Source organism: Photobacterium sanguinicancri (genome assembly GCF_002265265.1).
Lineage (GTDB): Bacteria > Pseudomonadota > Gammaproteobacteria > Enterobacterales > Vibrionaceae > Photobacterium > Photobacterium sanguinicancri.
In genome coordinates this window covers 20,623-38,604 of record NZ_NOIF01000026.1, presented here as the reverse complement: position 1 = coordinate 38,604, position 17,982 = coordinate 20,623, and the positions used below count along the sequence as shown (strand labels likewise).

The following is a 17,982-nucleotide window of genomic DNA, read 5'->3' as shown; positions in this document are numbered from 1 at the left end:
AATAAGTTCAATGGAAAAATGACATCTTCTAAACCATAGTAATAAGTGCACCCTAGTTATTTGTTTATTAGGGTTTTTGGACGAAACAGAGCAGGATGGATGCTGTTATGAAGAAAAAAGGTTGTTCGCTTACTGTTCCCAGTACGATTGCATGCGCAACAGTATTGTTCCTTGGAGGTTGCTCATCTAACGACTTACCCACGTTACCCTCAACAACACCTCAAGCGTCGCTTACTCAAAATATTAACCAGTACAAATATTTGATTGGTCCTGGTGACTCTTTGAATATTTTTGTATGGGGTAACCCTGAAATCTCGGGTACGTTTTCTGTACGCCCTGATGGCATGTTATCTACATCCTTAGTTGATGATGTTCCTGCGTCAGGTCGAACCCCAACTGACTTAGCTCGTAGCCTAGAAATGCGCTTAGCTGAATATGTGCGAGATCCTATTGTTACCGTTATCGTGCAAGGTTTTGTTGGCCCTTATAGCGAACAAGTTCGTGTCATCGGTGAGGCTTCAAAGCCGAAAGCGATTAATTATCGTGAAAATATGACATTGCTAGATGTCATGGTGGAAGTGGGCGGCTTAACGGAATATGCCGACGGAAATGATGCGCGTTTGATCCGTGTTGTTGACGGACAGCAGCGCCAGTACGGTTTGAACATGGGTGATTTACTTCGTGATGGTCAAATCCGTGCCAATGTAGACATTCTTCCTGGCGATATCATTATTATTCCGGAAGCTTGGTTCTAATCAGGGAAGGGAAGCAGATGCAAGAACAGCTTGATATTCTGATTCAGTATGCTCGCGGTGTGTGGTTAAAACGCCGTTATGCAATTATTGCGGCGTGGGTGATATGTCCTCTTGGTTGGTTATTTGTCACCATGATGCCTAATCAGTACACCGCCAATGCACGTGTGTATGCTGACACTCGATCTATTTTACAACCCTTATTACGTGGTTTAACCATCGAAACGGATCCTTCTCAAGAAGTGGCGTTAATGGTTAAAACCCTTTTAAGTCGCTCAAATTTAGAGACCATCGCACGAGACACTGACGCTGATATTCGAGCGACAAATAACGAAGAATACGAAGAGATCTTGGAAGATCTTAAATCAAATATCAAGATCCGTTCTGCAGGGCGTGAAAACTTATTTACCATCAGTTACTCCGGCGATGATCCTCGTTATGTACGCGATGTTGTTCAATCGGCCCTTAACGTGTTTGTTGAAAATGCATTAGGTGAGAAACGTCAAGATACTGATCAGGCGAGCCAGTTTATAGCAAAGCAGATAGAGGATTACGAAACACGCTTATTAAAAGCGGAAACAGGCTTAGCTTTGTTTAAACAGCAAAATGCTGGTTATATGCCGGGTTCAGAACAAAATTACTACAACCGTTTAGAGCAGTTAGAGTCTGAATTAGAAGCAACTCAGCTCAAATTGCGCGAAGTGAAAACGCAGTTAGTCACAGCGCGTTCTCAGCTCAGCAGCGAACGTTCTTTAGCGTCAAAAAACTATACGGGTATTCGAACTGAATATGACGAACGATTAGAAGCCCTAGAAACAAGGTTAGATGCACTGCTGTTCCGATTCACGGAAAAGCACCCAGATGTAAAAGAGACACGCCGTCAAATCGCGGATCTGAAAGACCTTAAGTCAGCCTCACAACAAACAGCGTCTGTAGCGGGGGGCCGAGGTGATAATCTCTTCAATGACCTGAAGTTGATTATTCGTCAGCTTGAAAATGAGGAAGCATCGTTAAAAGTACGGGCATCCAGTTTTAGTGAAAAAGTCGTTTTTTTACGTGAAAGACTGGCTAAATTACCGCAAGTAGAAGCTAAGTTGACGAACTTAATGCGAAGCTATGACATTACGAAGAATAAGTATGAAGAACTTTTGTCTCGTCGAGAGTCTGCGCTTATTTCGCAAAGTGTAGGGGCCGCATCAGATGATATTAAGTTTCGGGTGATTGACCCACCACGTGTACCAACAGAACCATCAGGGCCAGTAAGACCATTATTGTTGAGCATGGTGCTGATTGTTGGGCTGGGCGCTGGAACAGGGATGTCTTTCCTTAGTAGCCAAGTTTCTCCGGTTGTTACTTCAGCTAATCAATTGTATCAAGTCACCAATTTACCTGTATTTGGCGCGGTATCAGCTACTGAGCAATCAGGGTTAACGAAAACCAATAAGCGTAAAGTCTTTATCTTTGGTGCCGTTCTTGTTGGGTTAATCACTATATTCATCGGCTTTATGTTAATGAACCTGATTCCATCAGTTCATGGACGTATTCTGTCGTTAATGGAGTTGTTATGAGTACCATTGAAAAAGCGATGGGGAAGCATCGCCAGTCAACAGCAAAGCCGAATTCCATTACCGCGGCAATGAATGCAAAAAAAGGGGCTCAGTCTAAAGTTGCCATACCGTCAGAGACGGACAATGTTTCTGCTTCTGCTGACTCGTATGCTGCGGAGAAGTTGCTAACGGCAAAAGAGTCAGTAGTTCATCAACCCATTGCTATTGATACGGAAAGGTTAAAAAACATGGGTATGGTTATGCATACCGATGAGGCTGTTAACGTTAAAATTAACAATGAGTTTCGTTCTATCAAACAAAAGCTGTTAGATAATGCATTTGGTAGCGGCGCGGCTTTTCACAAAAACGGCAACCTAGTGATGGTTTCAAGTGCTTTACCGGATGAGGGTAAAACGTTCTCTGCTGTTAACTTAGCGCTTAGCTTAGCATCTGAAAAAGATAAGACGGTATTGCTGGTTGATGCTGATGTTATTAAGCCAAGTGTTAACCACACCTTAGATATTGAAGATAAGCCGGGTTTAATTGATTTTCTGGTCGGTAATGTTTCTCAGTTATCAGACATTATATATCCCACCTCAATTCCGAATCTAAAGTTGATGCCTGCTGGGGCGTTTCACCATTTAAATAACGAACTACTCGCAAGTAGTAAAATGGAAATCTTGGCCAAAGAATTAGCATCAAGATATAGCGATCGTGTGGTTGTGTTTGATTGCCCACCATTACTTGGGGTCGTTGAAACAGTCACCCTATCTAAGTTATTGGGGCAGGCCGTGATTGTTGTAGAACAGGACAAAACCAAAATTGCTGATGTAAAAGCGGCGGTATCGCAGTTGAACAAGGACATGGCAATTGGTTTTATTATGAATAAAGCCGTACGCGGAGCGTATAGTCAATACGGATATGGATATGGCTATGACTCGAAAGCGAAGAAATCCTAGTATATATGTTATTGGTGTTGCGTCATTTGTCTCGATGAGTGGTTACAGCGCTGATGTTACTTTCACGCCAAGTGTGGATGTTGGTCTGGTTTTTACAGATAACGTTGACCGTGAACCTGATAAAACAGCAAGCTTTATCACGACGATAGGAGCAGGTTTAAAAGCCGACATTCTTGCTACAGAAGGTTACTTAAATTTTGATTATCAAATTAGGCAGCTTTTATACAGCGACAGTAGCGACCGTGATGATCTGTACAACGATTTAGACTTTGTGGCTGAAAAGGGCATAGCGCATAGTGGCTTTTTTGTTGATGCCAATGCCAGTATTCAGAATGTGGCTAAATCGCTCGATGACGACGCTGCTGCAGATATTTTCTCAGGAAATACAGTAGAAAATCAACGTGGTGAAATTGGTTTTGGATTCAGAAGTAATCCTCTAAGCCAAATAGATCTAGAAAGCCGAGTCTTCACTCGGGTAAGTCGCAGTGGCGATAGAATCGGTGACTACAATGGCTATGGTGCGTCGGTAAGTTTTGCGAACGGCCAAAGTATCAAAGACGTTTTTTGGCAAATTGATGCGTCGTATGATTATAAAAAAGGCCGTGAAGATGAAATAGGCGATACGCGCTATACCGCATTGAGCGAGACCCTTGGTTTGCAAACTATTTATGGTTTCTCGCCATTGATGCGCTTGAATTATGAGAACCTCGAAGGCTCGAGTGATTTGAATAGCCGAAAAACGGTCAGTTGGGGGCCGGGCGTGCGTTATTTTTGGCATAAACGTTCTTATGCCGAGCTAAGTTATAACTTCTCTGAAGATGATGTTAATCCCGATTTTTGGGCGGGCTCACTTAACTTTAACCCTACACCGAGAACACGATTGTACCTAGAATACGGTAAGCGATTTTTTGGTGATGCTTACGAGTTTTTATTCAGCCACCGTAATCGCCGTGTCACCAATACTGTTAGTTATACAGAAGAGCCAGTGAGTTTTGATCGGACAAATTTTACTGTCGGGGATAGGCCTGAAGATATTACTCTGGTTCGGTTATTAGACTGGACATCAACGCTAGATTTACGACGTTCACAATACAGCTTCTCTCTTTTTGGTCGCCAAGAAGAAGCGTTAACTGTTTTTTCTGAAAATCAGGACGAGCGTTCATATGGTACAAGAATCAGTGGAAATCATAATTTAACCCGCCGATTTAAAATTAACGGTGCTTATGAATACGCCACCTACGATTTTGATCGCTTAGATGGCTCTAATCAGAATGATGATTACCATACCTTTGATATCGGCGGTGTTTATCAGCACCTTAAGAAGCTAACTTCCTCATTTGGCTATAGATATAGCACCCGACAGTCTTCATCCTCTATTTATGAATATGATGAAAACCGATTCTATTATGACTTAAAAATGAGCTTTTAATTATGTATGAATCGCATTTTGGCTTAACTGATAAGCCCTTTAAGTTGAGCCCGGATCCTCGTTTCTTCTTTGCGAGCCCTCACCATGATAAAGCCGTGTCGTATTTACAGTACGGTTTATCTCAAGGGGAAGGTTTTATTGTTATTACAGGTCCTATTGGAACCGGAAAAACAACGCTTGCTCGGAATTTATTATCGCTGATTGATGACTCTATCGTGGCAGTCCAAATTGCGACGACGCGTTTAACCCCTGATGAATTGGTACGTTTAGTTGCCGCCAAGTTTAACTTAGACGTCGAAGGTTTGAACAAAGCGGATATATTGAAAAAGTTAGAAATGTATCTGTTACAGCTTCATAGTCAGGGGAAAAGAGCCTTATTGATTGTCGATGAAGCTCAAAATTTGCCAGCTGAAACAGTAGAAGAGTTACGAATGTTGTCGAACTTTCAGCTTGATGATCAGCCTTTGATTCAAAGTTTTCTGCTGGGGCAAGAAGAACTTAAAGGGATTATCGAACTGCCAGAAATGGAACAATTCAGGCAACGCATTATTGCCTCGTGTCATTTGCAACCGTTTAACGAAGAACAAACTCGTGATTATATTAAACATCGATTGGTACAAGCGGGGTGGGATGGCCACCCTCAGCTTAATGATGACATCTTTGAAAAAATTGCTACGTATACAGCAGGAATACCACGGAAGATAAACATCTTTGCTGACCGCCTGTTTCTTTATGCTTTCATGGCAGATCTAACCGTGATTACGCTCGATGATATCGCGCAAGTGATAGAAGAGATGGGGGGAGAGTTATCAGGCTCGTTATCCACCTCGACAGTATTAGCTACAGCATCTGATTGTAATTCCGCAGAAAGTCACCATGATCAAAATACGGTTGAGAATAGTGGCCAGGATAGTAAGCAGGCAGCAGTATTTAAAACGTTAGATGAAGTTTCCACTGTACTCGATAACGTTATTCAACGGAAAATTAGCACGATCCGTCAATTAGATAAAATGATCCGCCAAAAAAGAAAACTGTTATCAGAAGATGCTGGCGATGGTAGCCACACTCAGGACGGTAATGTGAATACAAGCGAACGTGTGCTTGCTGAAATTGATGAAGAGGTCAACTCGCCATTGAAGCAAAAACATTGGTTTAAGGCATTAATGAAAACACATTCATAGTATTCGGCTTGTTAACCATCCTCCTTTGTTGATATTAACCTCATGAATAAAATGAGGTTTTATATCTACCTTCTTTGTTTTTGTATCTCGTCTTCGTTTGCTTTACTATTCATTACTTCACACGTGTGAAGCTTTTTAGAAAGACGTCTTATAGGAACAAAACATGAACCTTTCACTGCTAGATCAAACTCTTTTTGACCACTTATACCGTGATATCACTGAATTTCGTGCAACGTTTGATCTGGATATTGATTCGCCAGCGACATTGGATGATAAAGCTGACCAATTGCATACATCGCTAGCAATTGAAGAAATGACCGAGCTTGCAGAAGCGACATCATTGGATGAGCAAGCTGACGCCATTGTTGATACTGTTTATGTGCTTATGGGACGACTAGTACATTTGGGCCATGCGAAAGTAGAAGACAATATTGGTATTAGCTATCTTATTGACTTGCTGCTTAACATTGCCAGCCGTCGTAATATCAATTTTGTTATTTGCTGGGATGAAGTGCATTCAAGCAACATGAGCAAAGTTTGTCGAGATATGGCTGAGTTTGAAGACACTAAACAGTTTTATGCTAAATCTGGCGTAGAAATTGCGGCGAGCGAGAAAGGTAACTTCATTATTGCTAAATGTGCCAAAGACGTCGAGCTTGAAGGTAAGCTTATTCGTCAAGGTAAAGTATTAAAATCAGTTTATTATCGTCCTGCTGATTTAGCGAAATTAGTTTAGCGTTATCGGTTTATCTTCCCCTAAGAATAGAGAGCATGGAATGAAAACATTTACTATCAACGGCAGCACAATGCAGTATGTTGATCAGGGTGAAGGGCCCGTCCTTTTGATGGGGCATAGCTATTTGTGGGATCACGCTATGTGGGCGCCACAAATTGAAGCTTTAAGCCAAAAGTACCGTTGCATTGTGCCAGACTTATGGGCGCACGGTGGGTCTGATGCGGCGCCAGTACAAACGGTCACGCTGCAAGACTATGCGCAAGATCTTCTAGCCTTAATGGATCACCTTGAAATCGATACATTTTCGATAATTGGGCTGTCTGTTGGTGGTATGTGGGGGACGGACTTAACTGCATTAGCACCACAGCGTGTGACATCCTTGGTATTAATGGATACTTTTGTTGGCTTTGAACCTGAAGTTACGCATGCGAAGTACTTTGGTATGCTTGATGCTATCACGGCTGCTCAGGCTGTGCCTGAACCAATTCTTGATGTTGTTGTTCCTATGTTTTTTGCAAATAACGCAGAAACGGACTCTCCAGAGCTAGTTGCTCATTTCCGTGAACACCTTTCAAGTCTAACAGGGCAGCGCGCTGTCGATGTTGCGACGATCGGGCGAAAAGTCTTTGGTCGCCGTGATGCCTTCGATGATCTTGAGACGTTTACATTACCGACTATGATCATGGTGGGTACTGAAGATAAACCGCGTACGCCATTAGAGTCACAGCTCATGCATGATACAGTTAAGGGCAGTAGTTACTTTGTGATCCCGAAAGCCGGACATATTAGTAATTTAGAACAACCCAAGCTTGTAACAGAGAAGCTAGAGCAGTTTTTAGCAACGGTTTATGATTAGCAGCACCTAGTCTGCCATTTGATGTATTTAAAGGCCTGAATAACAGTGTTATTCAGGCCTTTTCTTTACCTGTAACTTTAGCCTAGGCTGTGATTCAAACATGAGACAAAAAGAAAATGGTCTCCCCCTTTTCATATATTGGGCTTAACTAGATATAGGGGCATGTATTAGAAGCGTTATTTGCTTATTTACAAAGGAGACTGGAGATGAAGCAGTTATTTTTAATTTTTGCATTGGCAGTATTACCATTATCTGTTTATGCAGCCACTGCAGATAAAGAACTGAAAGCGCAAATTGGAAAATGTGAAAGTAAATATAAATCGGATAAAACAAAGAAAACAGACTGCATTAAAAAAGTTAAAAAAGCGGCAAAAAATACCGATAAAGCTTCAGCTAATAAAGCGAATATAGATAAAAAAGCAGAGAGTGCGAAATCTGACCTGAGCAAAGCAGATAAATCGAAATCAGATAAAGTCAAAGCGGCCACTGCATCATCTGTAACGACCAAAAAAGCACTTAAAGCTGTGAATGTTAATAGTGCATCGGCTAAGCAGCTAGCGGAGTCATTACCAGGTGTAGGGGATAAAAAAGCACAGGCAATCATCGATTATCGTAAGAAAAATGGTAAGTTCAAATCAGCCGCTGATCTTGAAAAGGTGCCTGGGCTTGGCCAGAAAAGTGTGGCAGGTATGAAGAAGTATTTGAAGTTTTAGTTTGATGACGAATACGGCAGAAAAAAAGCGGCTTCGTCAATACGAAGCCGCTTTTGAGTATATTGATAATTACAAGTAAAGCGTGTTAACTCAAATTAGAACTTGTACTTCATACCAATGTTGAAACCAGATGCTTTGAATTTAGTTTGTGGTAAAAATTCTTTAGACTCACCGAATACACCGTACTCAGCAGTGATTGCTAGCTCTGGCATTACATTAAACTCAGCACCGATTGCGTAGCTTAGGCCGCTAATGTTGGTCTTTTCTGAAGCATTTAAAGGTGTATTAGAAAAAGTTTCTTTAACCGATAAGCTTGATTCGTAGCTCATGCTTGAGTAACCAACTTTAGCAAATAAGCCAATCATTTCGTGAACAGGTAGTTTACCTACAGCGTGAATACCGTAAGACATGCCTTGTTTGTTACTAACTTTACCTTTAAAACGAGCATCGTTATTCTCACCAGAGAATGGTTCTTTGAATGCACCAGTATCGAAAGATTCTGAGTTGCTACCCATGCCTAGGCCAATGTTACCTTCAACAGCGAAGAATTCATTGACGTCGTAACCAGCGATAAGGTTTAGAGTATTCGTGTCGTTTTTGAATACATCGTTAAGCTCTGTTGCTGTGATCTTGTTGAACTGGTAACTAGCACCAACGTAAACGCCTTCATTAGCTTGTACTGCTGTTGCTGAAAGTGCTAGAGCTACTGCTGCTACAGAAAGAATTTTTTTCATTGTCTTACCTTTTGAGTAATTATAGTGATTGGTTTTGCATTGAATTATATTGGTTTGACTTCAAATGTCAAAATAAAAATCACTGTTTAATTGTTGGTTTTGGACAATACGTGTCTATAAGTAACGCGATGAATATCTTTTCCGCATGATGGGGTTGTCACTACTTGTTTTTTTTCAGTGGTTTAGGTTTGATTTGGGGGAGGGGATATTCAGAACGTACTTAATCAGTTATTTAAAGAAAAGAAATATAAATATTTCATATGTTGTTCTTAGTCGAACATTGTCTCTTCTTTTTTCTCGGGTAACAGTTTTAAAAGCGATTTTTTTATAAGGTGAGGGATTAATTTATAAATTGGCAGGCGTTTAAAGTGACCGCGAAGATAGAGAGTTGATATAGCCCTATGGTGACCCGAGTGGTGATGAAGTGGATACATAGATGTGAATACATAATGAAAAGAGGGCTCAGTTAGCATAAGTGTCAACATGTTCGGTTTGTATTGTTGGTAATGTGCTTTGATATGAGCAGGGATTTTTGTCTGGTAAATAGCCTCACTAAAATGCAGAGCGTAAAACGTGCTATCAGTATTGCCGAGTTGCGCTTGCAAGGTAACTAACTGTGACCAAAAGGCATCGTCAGTCCCAAAGTGTTTAATGAGAAGATGAATATCGAATAGGTCACGGATCCCTTTGTGGTATTCGCTCTCGTGAAATAAGTGGATTGCACTATGTAGCAACAGTGCTGCAGGGGTGAGGGTATAAGCATTTTCGTCACTGTTTAACCGCTGGGTTTGCTTTAGCAAAAAAGCAGAGGCCGGTGACTGGCTGAGCCGCTTAGGCAAAATATTGAAATGGACATCGAGTTCAGTCTGACGAGAAAAGTGCCTAAGCGGTGGGATTTCTTGTGACCATTCACGGTAGAATTTTTCATCGTAGTCGGTGAGCGTTTTATGTGTCCAGCCGTGATCACCAAGCGCGGTTTCGATTTTCTTTAGTTGGTCTTCTGGTACTAATATATCAATGTCGTTCATTAAACGGCCGTAGAAAACGGGCAGCTCAAGCATTTGATAGGCCGCTCCTTTTAAATATACCCAAGAACAAGATAGTTCAGATAGAGCCTCTTTTATAGCAGCGTGCTCGATGTCTAACTGGCGTTTTTGGTTCTTAAAGGAATATTCTGCGGATTGGATGTGTTGTTTGACGCGAAGTGGTAATTGGTACCAAATATTGGCATCTTCACATACATACTTTAACTGAGCGAGCATATTAAAGTAGCGAGCTTCTGCAATCACTTGTGCTTGTATACGAGGTGAGGCGTGAATCAACTTTTCAGGTGATGTGAGCACATTCACTAGAGGCAGTGTTTCCACTTTGTTGCCTTGGGATACTGCTTCTTTCATCCAGGTACTCCTTGATAACAGACTCACACTCTTGAAAGTTATGATATTCAATAAAGAGGGCTTTAGTTTTGTTCACTAGTGCTTTTGCTGTTTGAAAGCCTTGCTGGTTGAGTAAACCAAAATTGAAACTGTTCTGAATTATCTCAGTAAGCGCGTGGCTTTGTGTCACTCGCTCGGCGTAACAAGATTCAGAATGGTCATAATTGACAAACACTAGCAGTTTCGGGTCTGCAACGAGTGGTAATTGCTCAGTATAAGTAGACTGTGCTTTTACTAAGCTGATTTTGCCCTTATGCGTATCTTGAATAATAGGGCTAAAAGCAGATTTTGGATAATAATTACGCATTAAATCAACAGATTGATTTTTTAAGTTCATGGGCCTACCTAGCCCATGTAATTGAAGTGTTTCAGGATCGATCAGAGCGAGTTCGTCAGAGAGTAATCGCCACCCTTTTGCGGCGAGGTACGCGCAGAGTGTACTTTTACCTGAGCCTGAAGGGGCGGAAATGATAATACCGTTACCGTCTTTTTCTAAGGTTGCTGCATGAATAATTAAATACTGATGTGCGTAACTGGAAATAACCCAGTTCATTCCCCATTCCAACATGGCATTGGCTTGATTGAGAGGGAGGGGCTTGAAAGGTTGATGGTGATTAAAGGTAAATGTAGCCTGCTGTCGAAACCAGCGCCTTATGCCTTTCCCAAAACCAATCTGAATTTCAAAATCGATGAAAGTGTTGTCATTACAATCAATTAAATTATGAGCATAATGGCTTTCGATATAGCGTTGTACACTCGGTACTGGGCTAGAAATCGACATGATAAAAGGGCCTGTCACAACAGTATAATGTTTGTTTATTGCGGGTATGATTTTTTTTAAACGATCTAGAATCGGCATAGCTACTCCTCACTTAATGCGGAAAAGCTGGAGCATGGGCGTGTTAATTCAGGTGATACGCTATTTAGTGGCAGCAAAACCCGTATGTGAAGCAGCTTTTCAATAATAATGCGCTGATCATCGCTTAACGCTAAGTTCGCCGTAGATAAGGTGGCATGATTTGTTAAATCAGCTTCTATCGCTTTGATGTAGTCAAGTACTGAGCATTCACATAGCAGGGTTTCGGATGTCGCAGGGCTGAAAATCACCCCATTCTTACCATCAGTGAATGTACATTCATTGGTAGTAAACTTGGGGTGAAACCTCACCTTGTTTGTAAGCTGCCTTGCTTCTGTCATAGCATTCCTTGCTATTGTTCAGTTGATTGTTATGTCCAGCGTTTCAAATCCCGCACTAACTGAGTAAAAGGGCGATAGATGCTGGCGAGATTTTTCTTCGGTTCATTACCTTTATTTAATTCGTCCATTATCAGGTTGGCGCTCGTCATTATGGTTTGTATTACCGATGTCTCCACTTGCTCTGGGTAATAGCCATAGCTGATTAAACTGGGTGAAAAGTAGCTATTTAAATACGCAGTCACGACTGTGTTATGAAAACGAGGCGGTTCAAGGATGATGATAAAATCTTCTTTTTGCTTGCCTTTCTCTCGTGATGTCGGTTTGAACGAGAGTGCGATTTTATATTTAGAGTTTTGTGCGTTTCGTAGTGTTTGTTTAAACTTTGGATTGCTGCACTTACGAAAAGAAACTTTAAACATCCAACCTTTGGTTGGAGAATAACGCCATTGATTTAAAGGGCGCAAAAACTTGCCATTGAAGGGGGAGTTACCATTGATCCCACCACTTTTTAGTGACTGACGAAGCGGGTATTGCGGGGAATCTCGGCGAGAATTGAGAATGTCTTCCCATTCACGAGGCGCAAGTGGTTCTGTTACACAGTTTTGGGGGTTAGACGCATTACCTGACATCATGATACTGCAGTTCTGTTCTCCCATCCCACTCGCCCAAGCTGTTGGACTTTTAAGTGATAACAGCACAGGTGATACAGCCGCAGATGTTCGGAGAAACCGACGGCGTGAGAATCGTGAGGCTTCTTCTTCTGAAGAGATTGCATGCAGGTTTGTCGCTGACTCTTTGTGGTTAGCATCGGTGTTACTGTTAGTTTGATGCTCATTATCCATAACATCCCCCAATCGTCCGCTTGAGCGGTCTGAGTTAAGTGTTGAACTCAAAATAACAATAGTTGTAATTGATATTTTTTGTTATTAACAACGCAAATAGTTACTGTAAGTAAAGACGACAACAAGTCGTTCTACAAGTCAAAGCGATCGATTTCATTTTTGAATGGTGTATTTATCCATTAATGAATACAGGGTTGGCCGAGTGATGCCGAGGAGGTTAGCGGTCTTAGACATATTACCATCACTCATAGAAAGTGCACGGTGTACGGCTGTGCGTTCCGCGTCTTCTCTTATTTGGCGAAGGTTAAGCGCGATTTTCTCTTCATTTAAATTAAATAATGCAAGATCATCTGCGGTTACCAGTTTTCCATCTGCCATAATAACGGCTGATTTCACTTTGTTTTGTAGTTCCCGAATATTGCCTGGCCAGTGGTGAGCGATTAATGCATCAATGGCTTCATCGGTATAACCAGAAAGGTTGCGGTGAGTTTGTTGATTAGCCGTATTTAGGAAATAGCGGGCTAGTAATAGTACATCTTCGCCGCGCTCGCGTAATGGCGGGATATTTATTGTAATTTCGCTGATACGGTAGAATAAGTCTTCACGAAAAGTCTTATCCGCCACCATTCCTTGTAAATTTTGATGAGTGGCACAAACAATTTTCACATCGACTGGGATTTCTTGACGCCCCCCCACTCGTTCAATGACTTTTTCCTGTAAGAAACGTAATATTTTCGCTTGAAGTGAATAGGGCATATCGCCAATTTCATCGAGGAAAAGTGTCCCGCCATCAGCGCATTCGATCTTACCTTTTGTGGTTTTATGCGCACCAGTAAATGCACCTTTCTCGAATCCAAAAAGTTCGCTTTCAAGTAATGTTTCAGGAATAGATGCACAGTTTATCGCAATGAAAGGTTTATCATTTCTTGCGCCTTGTTGGTGTAATGCTCTGGCAATAACCTCTTTGCCCGTACCACTTTCCCCAAGGATCAACGTGGTGATCTCGGTAGGTGCAATACGTTCAACCATACGACACACTTGCTGAATTTGTGGGCTAGTACCAATAAAACCATTATCATCAAGAGAAGTACTTTTTAAGGCGGTATTTTCAGCTTCAAGTTTGGCGATGATAAAGGCTCGTTGCACAATAATATTAAGAATATCGTCATCAATGGGCTTTTGATAAAAATCATGAGCGCCTAGTTCAATGGCTTTTAATGCATTTGTTTTATCATCATTCCCTGTAATAACGATAACCTTAGCCAGAGGGCAAAGAGAAAGTATTTCTTGTAAGGTTGCCAAGCCTTCTGATGCATTAGTTTCATCAGGCGGTAAGCCTAAATCTAGCGTTATTACTTTAGGTTCATGGCGACGAAGCGCAGTAATTGCACTTTTTCTATCCCCTGCGGTAACAACTTCATAGTCAGTGAAACACCATTTTAATTGTTTTTGAATACCAAGGTCGTCTTCAATGACAAGTAGTGATTCCATTCCGACACTCCATTAAAAAGTGGTGTTGTAAAAGTGTGATGATTTATTAAAAGTATAGTGACTTATTTTTCAATGACGGTTTGATTTTCGTTTATTGTGGGTAAATAAACTTGGAAACGCGTGCCTTTACCTAGCGTAGAATCAACTTCGATATAGCCGCCAAGGTCTTCAATAAACTGTTTAGCATCATAGGCACCAATGCCCATTCCTGCGTTGCCTTTAGTGGTATCAAAGGGCTTAAATAGCCGTGATTCAATAAAATCTTGTGACATCCCTGTGCCATTATCTTCAATGGCGATGACAAAATAATCTGGTTTTAATTCCGCTTTCACGGTGACTTCGCCCTTTTGTGGCGTTGCATCTTGTGCATTTTGGATCAAATGGCCGAAGATATTTCTTAATCGATCTGCATCAGTAGACAAATGATAATAGGTCACTGACTCATTGGATGTTGAATTGAACTGCAGTGTTGGCTTGGGCAAGGAGACTGCGCGGTGCTCACAAACGGTCTGTAATGTGTCAATGATATTGACTGACTGGGTTTGTTGTTTCTCTAGCCGTTTATTATTGAGTTGATGTAGCACTTTGTTTAAACGACCAACAGCAGACTCTACTGTCTCGAAGGCATCATCAACAAACTCGGGGTTGTGTCTATGCTTAACGGCATTTTTGTTAATGAGTTGAAGCTGGGCAATAACATTTTTCAAATCATGCACTAAAAAAGCAGACATGCGGTTGAACGTATCGAATTGACGACTTTCTGCCAGTTTTTGGTTGGTATGGTAAACATTTAGATACACCGAAAGCTGCATGCTGATTGCTCGCATTAAATCACGGTCTTCCCAATTCAATCTGTCAGTGGAGGTTGGCCTAGACAGTAGGTAAACGCCTTTCACACCAGTAGAGCAGGTTAGTGGGACAACATAATAAAAAGGGTGATTGGTAGGAAGCTCTAGCGTATTAATTTCAAAAGGCGTTTTCTCACCACCACTTTTTAGCTGCGGTATATCAATAATCCACTGATGCTCAACGGCAGGGTTCGCTAAGTGTGAGAGTAACTGTTGTGCTTCACTGTGGTTATCTGCTGTTTGATAATCCGCTTTTATTTTAAATTTATTATTTTCCTGAATGGCTAATAACGCTTGCTCACAACCGAATGGCCTAACCATAGCTTGAAGTGCGCTGTCATAGGGGGAGTTGTCTTGATTATCGAGTAATTCAGCCACTTTCATCCATTCAACACGGTATTCATATTTATTAGCAAAGAAGTGTTTAGTGATGAATACCTTAAGGTTATTGCGAAAAGATTCTGATAAGAAAAGGCTCGCAAAGACAATTCCACTTAATGCGAAAAATAAGCTTTGGGCTAGGGACCCCCATGCTTGCCCTTGTATTTTCAGGTAGTACCCTGCGATTGCCATGATTAACAAATACCCACCAGCAACCAAAAGTAAGGTGCTGTGATAAATGACCTCACGCGATACATAAACGCGGCTCCCCCAATTTGATACACGTCTAGCCGTTAATAAAATGAGAGGAATTGCTAATACCGCGATCCAACCACGACCTACCCAAAAGCCTCGTTCAATTGAACTCGTTAGTAGCGCATCTGAGTAAAGGGCAAAATGATAGGCGAAGAAAACGCCCAACCCTAAACAGAGAGGTTTGATCGCCCATGTTTCACTGCGGTGTGTTCGGCGGTAGAGCTGTTCAGTTGCCCATAATCCAATAATTGCCTGACCAAGATGAAATAACAGAAACAGCTTTAGGTTTAAAATCGGTGAAAACATCCGTATTGCTGCTAATGAAGCCATGATGAGTAATGCAGCTAAGAGACCTCTCTGTATGGAGGAAGTAATGGCTCTGTTCAGTGTTTGATGGTTCGATAGACTTGAAGTAAGTAGTAAAAACAATGCAATGTTCAGACAAGATTCGGCGAGTAAGACAGGGGCTATCCCCCATTGCGCAGTAAATTGGCTATAAGAGGTGAGGCTCCAAACCACGCCGAAAAAGCAGATCAGGTAGAGAAGTTTTTTTTGCAAACTCTGCTTTTTGGTTGTGAGCAACAAAAGAAAAAGGAAAACAAAACCAATACCTGAAAAGGCAAAGCCTAAATTGCTAACGAGAATATTCACAATACGCGTCCTTGCATTGGTGAAACTAGAGTGAAACTAGAGTGAAACTAGGCAGTTTGAGCTGAGCGTGATGGATGGCACTCTTTATTCATCATAGACAAATAAAGACTTATGCACGTAGAACATAACCAAACTATTTATTTGATTCTGTCGATGCGGAATAACTATGGTTGGGACTATTGGGTGTTTTTGAATGGATTATCAAATGTACGTTGTTGCGTGCTTTGGTGGGCGCTATTTTCGCAAAACCAACTGACTTCTTGATCAGAAAAAGTATTAAGTAAGCTGTTTATAGATGAACTGCATTCAATTGGCAGTAAACTAGTTATAAACAATAAGATAGGGAGGCTATTAAGCGCTAATATGAATAATAGTTTGAGCATTAATCCCCCGATAAAACAGTTTGTTACCTAGTTTACAGCTTTAATTCCATGAAAGTAGAGCTCCTGCCGCTGTATGCTTTGTTATTCTGATTTAAGTGTAACCTTTAATCCTATCCCCGCTGACTTATAGTTAAGAATGGTGATAAAAGCATCAATGCACCTTTTGGGCGCGATACCGTTTCGTTATTGAGTCACTTCCTCTGAAGTACAAATAGTTACTGCAAGCTCAGTGCCATAAAAATAGTAATATAAAATCAAAAGGTTAAACCGTAGAGGGGTTCGGGGGGGTGATATTGTAGGCTTTGTTGTAAAGAAAACTGACAGTAAATGTCTTACTTTCAGGCCGTATTTTAACCTCATGATTTTGCCACCTTACAGTAAGGTGGCAAAATTAAGATCTATCTCAGAGGCTGTCGCTATTCGCAATATTTAGAACTATGAAGTTAAATAACTTGAATGCGGTCAACTTCGATTTCAGGTGTATTTCCCCCTTCGTACTCACCGTATAAACGTAGCTTTGTTTCTGCATTTATCGCTTGTGGCATATGGATGTCATCATCAAGTTCAACTTGGATTTCTTTAGTGCCGTCACTAAAAATGTAAGTATCTGCATTGACTTGACGAAGCAATACGCCTTCAACTACTGCTTTACGCTCGGCAAACATGCTGGTGTCGTTGAGTAGCTCTGAAACTGTCACTGTATCGACAGGGCCGGTGTAATTGATTGTGGCATTTTTGTCATGGCTATCCGCTAGAGCGGCTGTTGGCGCAAGGATAAGTGCAGTGCTGATAGCGATAATTGTTTTTTGTAGGGTACGTTTTGTTATTTTCATTATTTATTCTCCTTGGTTGATGTGTCTATTAAACAACACTCAAACTGAATTAATGATGAGATAGGTATTCAGATTTCGTTCATATAAGACTTTTTTCACTTTTTTTAACGGCATTAATAGCGGCTAGCTTCTCATTCGTCGTTAAATCAATACAATAATCACATGATTTGAAATAAGTAGTGTTGGCGAACAGTGAGTAAGGTAAAGATCCTTAATGGAATAGAGCTTGTATTGGGTGGTGCGCGTTCTGGCAAGAGCCGATATGCGGAAGCCCAATCGCTGGCGACAGGTAAAGACGTTATCTATATCGCGACAGCAGGGGCGGGCGATAATGAAATGTCTGAGCGCATTGCACGTCATCAACAAGAGCGACCTTCTGAATGGATGACAGTTGAAGAGCCATTAGATCTTGCCGCTGTTATTCGCCAATATAGCCAGCCAGACAATTGTTTGCTGGTGGATTGTTTAACGCTTTGGTTAACAAATTGTTTATTTGATCCCAAGAATCAGGTGCCTTGGAAAAATCGAAAGTCAGACTTAATGATGGCTATAGCTGAAGCGCCGGGGCGTATTATTATGGTCAGCAACGAAGTCGGACAAGGTATTGTTCCTATGGGGGAAGTCTCTCGTCAGTTTGTTGATGAAAGTGGATGGCTACATCAAGAAATAGCGGCAGTGGCAGGTAAAGTGGTATTTGTGATTGCAGGCTTACCGCAAGTGCTAAAAGACAGTACAGTTTAAGCCATAAGATAAAGAGA

The 17,982-nt window shown here is 41.3% G+C and carries 17 protein-coding genes; 9 read left to right on the top strand and 8 right to left on the bottom strand.

The genetic code is table 11. From position 1 onward, the window contains the following. The first annotated feature begins 107 nt into the window (after positions 1–107). From ASV53_RS06490 to ASV53_RS06455, 8 genes are all read left to right on the top strand, one after another. Complete coding sequence (locus tag ASV53_RS06490; protein WP_205049182.1) at positions 108–755, top strand: XrtA/PEP-CTERM system exopolysaccharide export protein; 648 nt, start codon at positions 108–110, stop codon at positions 753–755. A gap of 17 nt (positions 756–772) precedes the next feature. Further along, positions 773–2,320, top strand: a complete 1,548-nt coding sequence (locus ASV53_RS06485) for an XrtA system polysaccharide chain length determinant (RefSeq protein ID WP_094956506.1) — start codon at positions 773–775, stop codon at positions 2,318–2,320. Then, positions 2,317–3,258 (top strand): XrtA-associated tyrosine autokinase, encoded by a 942-nt coding sequence (locus tag ASV53_RS06480; RefSeq protein WP_094956505.1) that lies wholly within the window; start codon positions 2,317–2,319, stop codon positions 3,256–3,258. Before ASV53_RS06485 ends, ASV53_RS06480 begins: the two co-directional genes overlap by 4 nt. Then, entirely contained in the window at positions 3,227–4,687 is a 1,461-nt protein-coding gene (locus ASV53_RS06475; protein ID WP_189337835.1) for a TIGR03016 family PEP-CTERM system-associated outer membrane protein, read from the top strand. The genes ASV53_RS06480 and ASV53_RS06475 overlap by 32 nt, the downstream gene beginning before the upstream one ends. Before the next feature lie 2 nt (positions 4,688–4,689). Next, positions 4,690–5,868 (top strand): XrtA/PEP-CTERM system-associated ATPase, encoded by a 1,179-nt coding sequence (locus tag ASV53_RS06470; RefSeq protein ID WP_094956503.1) that lies wholly within the window; start codon positions 4,690–4,692, stop codon positions 5,866–5,868. Positions 5,869–6,031: 163 nt separating this feature from the next. Beyond that, positions 6,032–6,604 (top strand): nucleoside triphosphate pyrophosphohydrolase family protein, encoded by a 573-nt coding sequence (locus ASV53_RS06465; RefSeq protein WP_062687618.1) that lies wholly within the window; start codon positions 6,032–6,034, stop codon positions 6,602–6,604. A gap of 40 nt (positions 6,605–6,644) precedes the next feature. Further along, complete coding sequence (locus ASV53_RS06460; protein WP_094956502.1) at positions 6,645–7,460, top strand: alpha/beta fold hydrolase; 816 nt, start codon at positions 6,645–6,647, stop codon at positions 7,458–7,460. 206 nt (positions 7,461–7,666) lie between these two features. Then, complete coding sequence (locus tag ASV53_RS06455) at positions 7,667–8,173, top strand: ComEA family DNA-binding protein (RefSeq protein ID WP_094956501.1); 507 nt, start codon at positions 7,667–7,669, stop codon at positions 8,171–8,173. A gap of 95 nt (positions 8,174–8,268) precedes the next feature. Here the strand turns inward: ASV53_RS06455 and ASV53_RS06450 are convergent, their stop codons facing one another. The 8 genes from ASV53_RS06450 to ASV53_RS06410 form a co-directional block, all read right to left on the bottom strand. Next, complete coding sequence (locus ASV53_RS06450; protein WP_094956500.1) at positions 8,269–8,907, bottom strand: outer membrane beta-barrel protein; 639 nt, start codon at positions 8,905–8,907, stop codon at positions 8,269–8,271. Positions 8,908–9,176: 269 nt separating this feature from the next. Continuing rightward, a complete protein-coding gene (locus ASV53_RS06445; protein ID WP_094956499.1) occupies positions 9,177–10,304 on the bottom strand; it encodes a nucleotidyltransferase domain-containing protein in 1,128 nt (375 codons plus the stop codon). After that, positions 10,234–11,202 (bottom strand): HprK-related kinase A, encoded by a 969-nt coding sequence (locus ASV53_RS06440; protein ID WP_094956498.1) that lies wholly within the window; start codon positions 11,200–11,202, stop codon positions 10,234–10,236. The genes ASV53_RS06445 and ASV53_RS06440 overlap by 71 nt, the downstream gene beginning before the upstream one ends. Positions 11,203–11,204: 2 nt before the next feature. Continuing rightward, entirely contained in the window at positions 11,205–11,540 is a 336-nt protein-coding gene (locus ASV53_RS06435) for a hypothetical protein (protein WP_062687623.1), read from the bottom strand. A 29-nt stretch (positions 11,541–11,569) separates the two neighbouring features. Beyond that, positions 11,570–12,382 (bottom strand): hypothetical protein, encoded by an 813-nt coding sequence (locus ASV53_RS06430; protein WP_094956497.1) that lies wholly within the window; start codon positions 12,380–12,382, stop codon positions 11,570–11,572. A 153-nt stretch (positions 12,383–12,535) separates the two neighbouring features. Then, positions 12,536–13,873: a PEP-CTERM-box response regulator transcription factor gene (prsR, locus tag ASV53_RS06425; RefSeq protein WP_094956496.1), complete on the bottom strand. Its 1,338-nt coding sequence runs from the start codon at positions 13,871–13,873 to the stop codon at positions 12,536–12,538. A 62-nt stretch (positions 13,874–13,935) separates the two neighbouring features. Further along, complete coding sequence (prsK, locus tag ASV53_RS06420; RefSeq protein WP_189337834.1) at positions 13,936–16,008, bottom strand: XrtA/PEP-CTERM system histidine kinase PrsK; 2,073 nt, start codon at positions 16,006–16,008, stop codon at positions 13,936–13,938. An 826-nt stretch (positions 16,009–16,834) separates the two neighbouring features. Next, on the bottom strand, positions 16,835–17,224 hold the full coding sequence (locus tag ASV53_RS06410; RefSeq protein ID WP_094956493.1) for a YgiW/YdeI family stress tolerance OB fold protein: 390 nt from the start codon (positions 17,222–17,224) through the stop codon (positions 16,835–16,837). A 192-nt stretch (positions 17,225–17,416) separates the two neighbouring features. Here ASV53_RS06410 and cobU point away from each other — a divergent pair, with 192 nt between their 5' ends. After that, complete coding sequence (gene cobU, locus ASV53_RS06405) at positions 17,417–17,965, top strand: bifunctional adenosylcobinamide kinase/adenosylcobinamide-phosphate guanylyltransferase (RefSeq protein WP_094956492.1); 549 nt, start codon at positions 17,417–17,419, stop codon at positions 17,963–17,965. Positions 17,966–17,982: the final 17 nt, after the last annotated feature.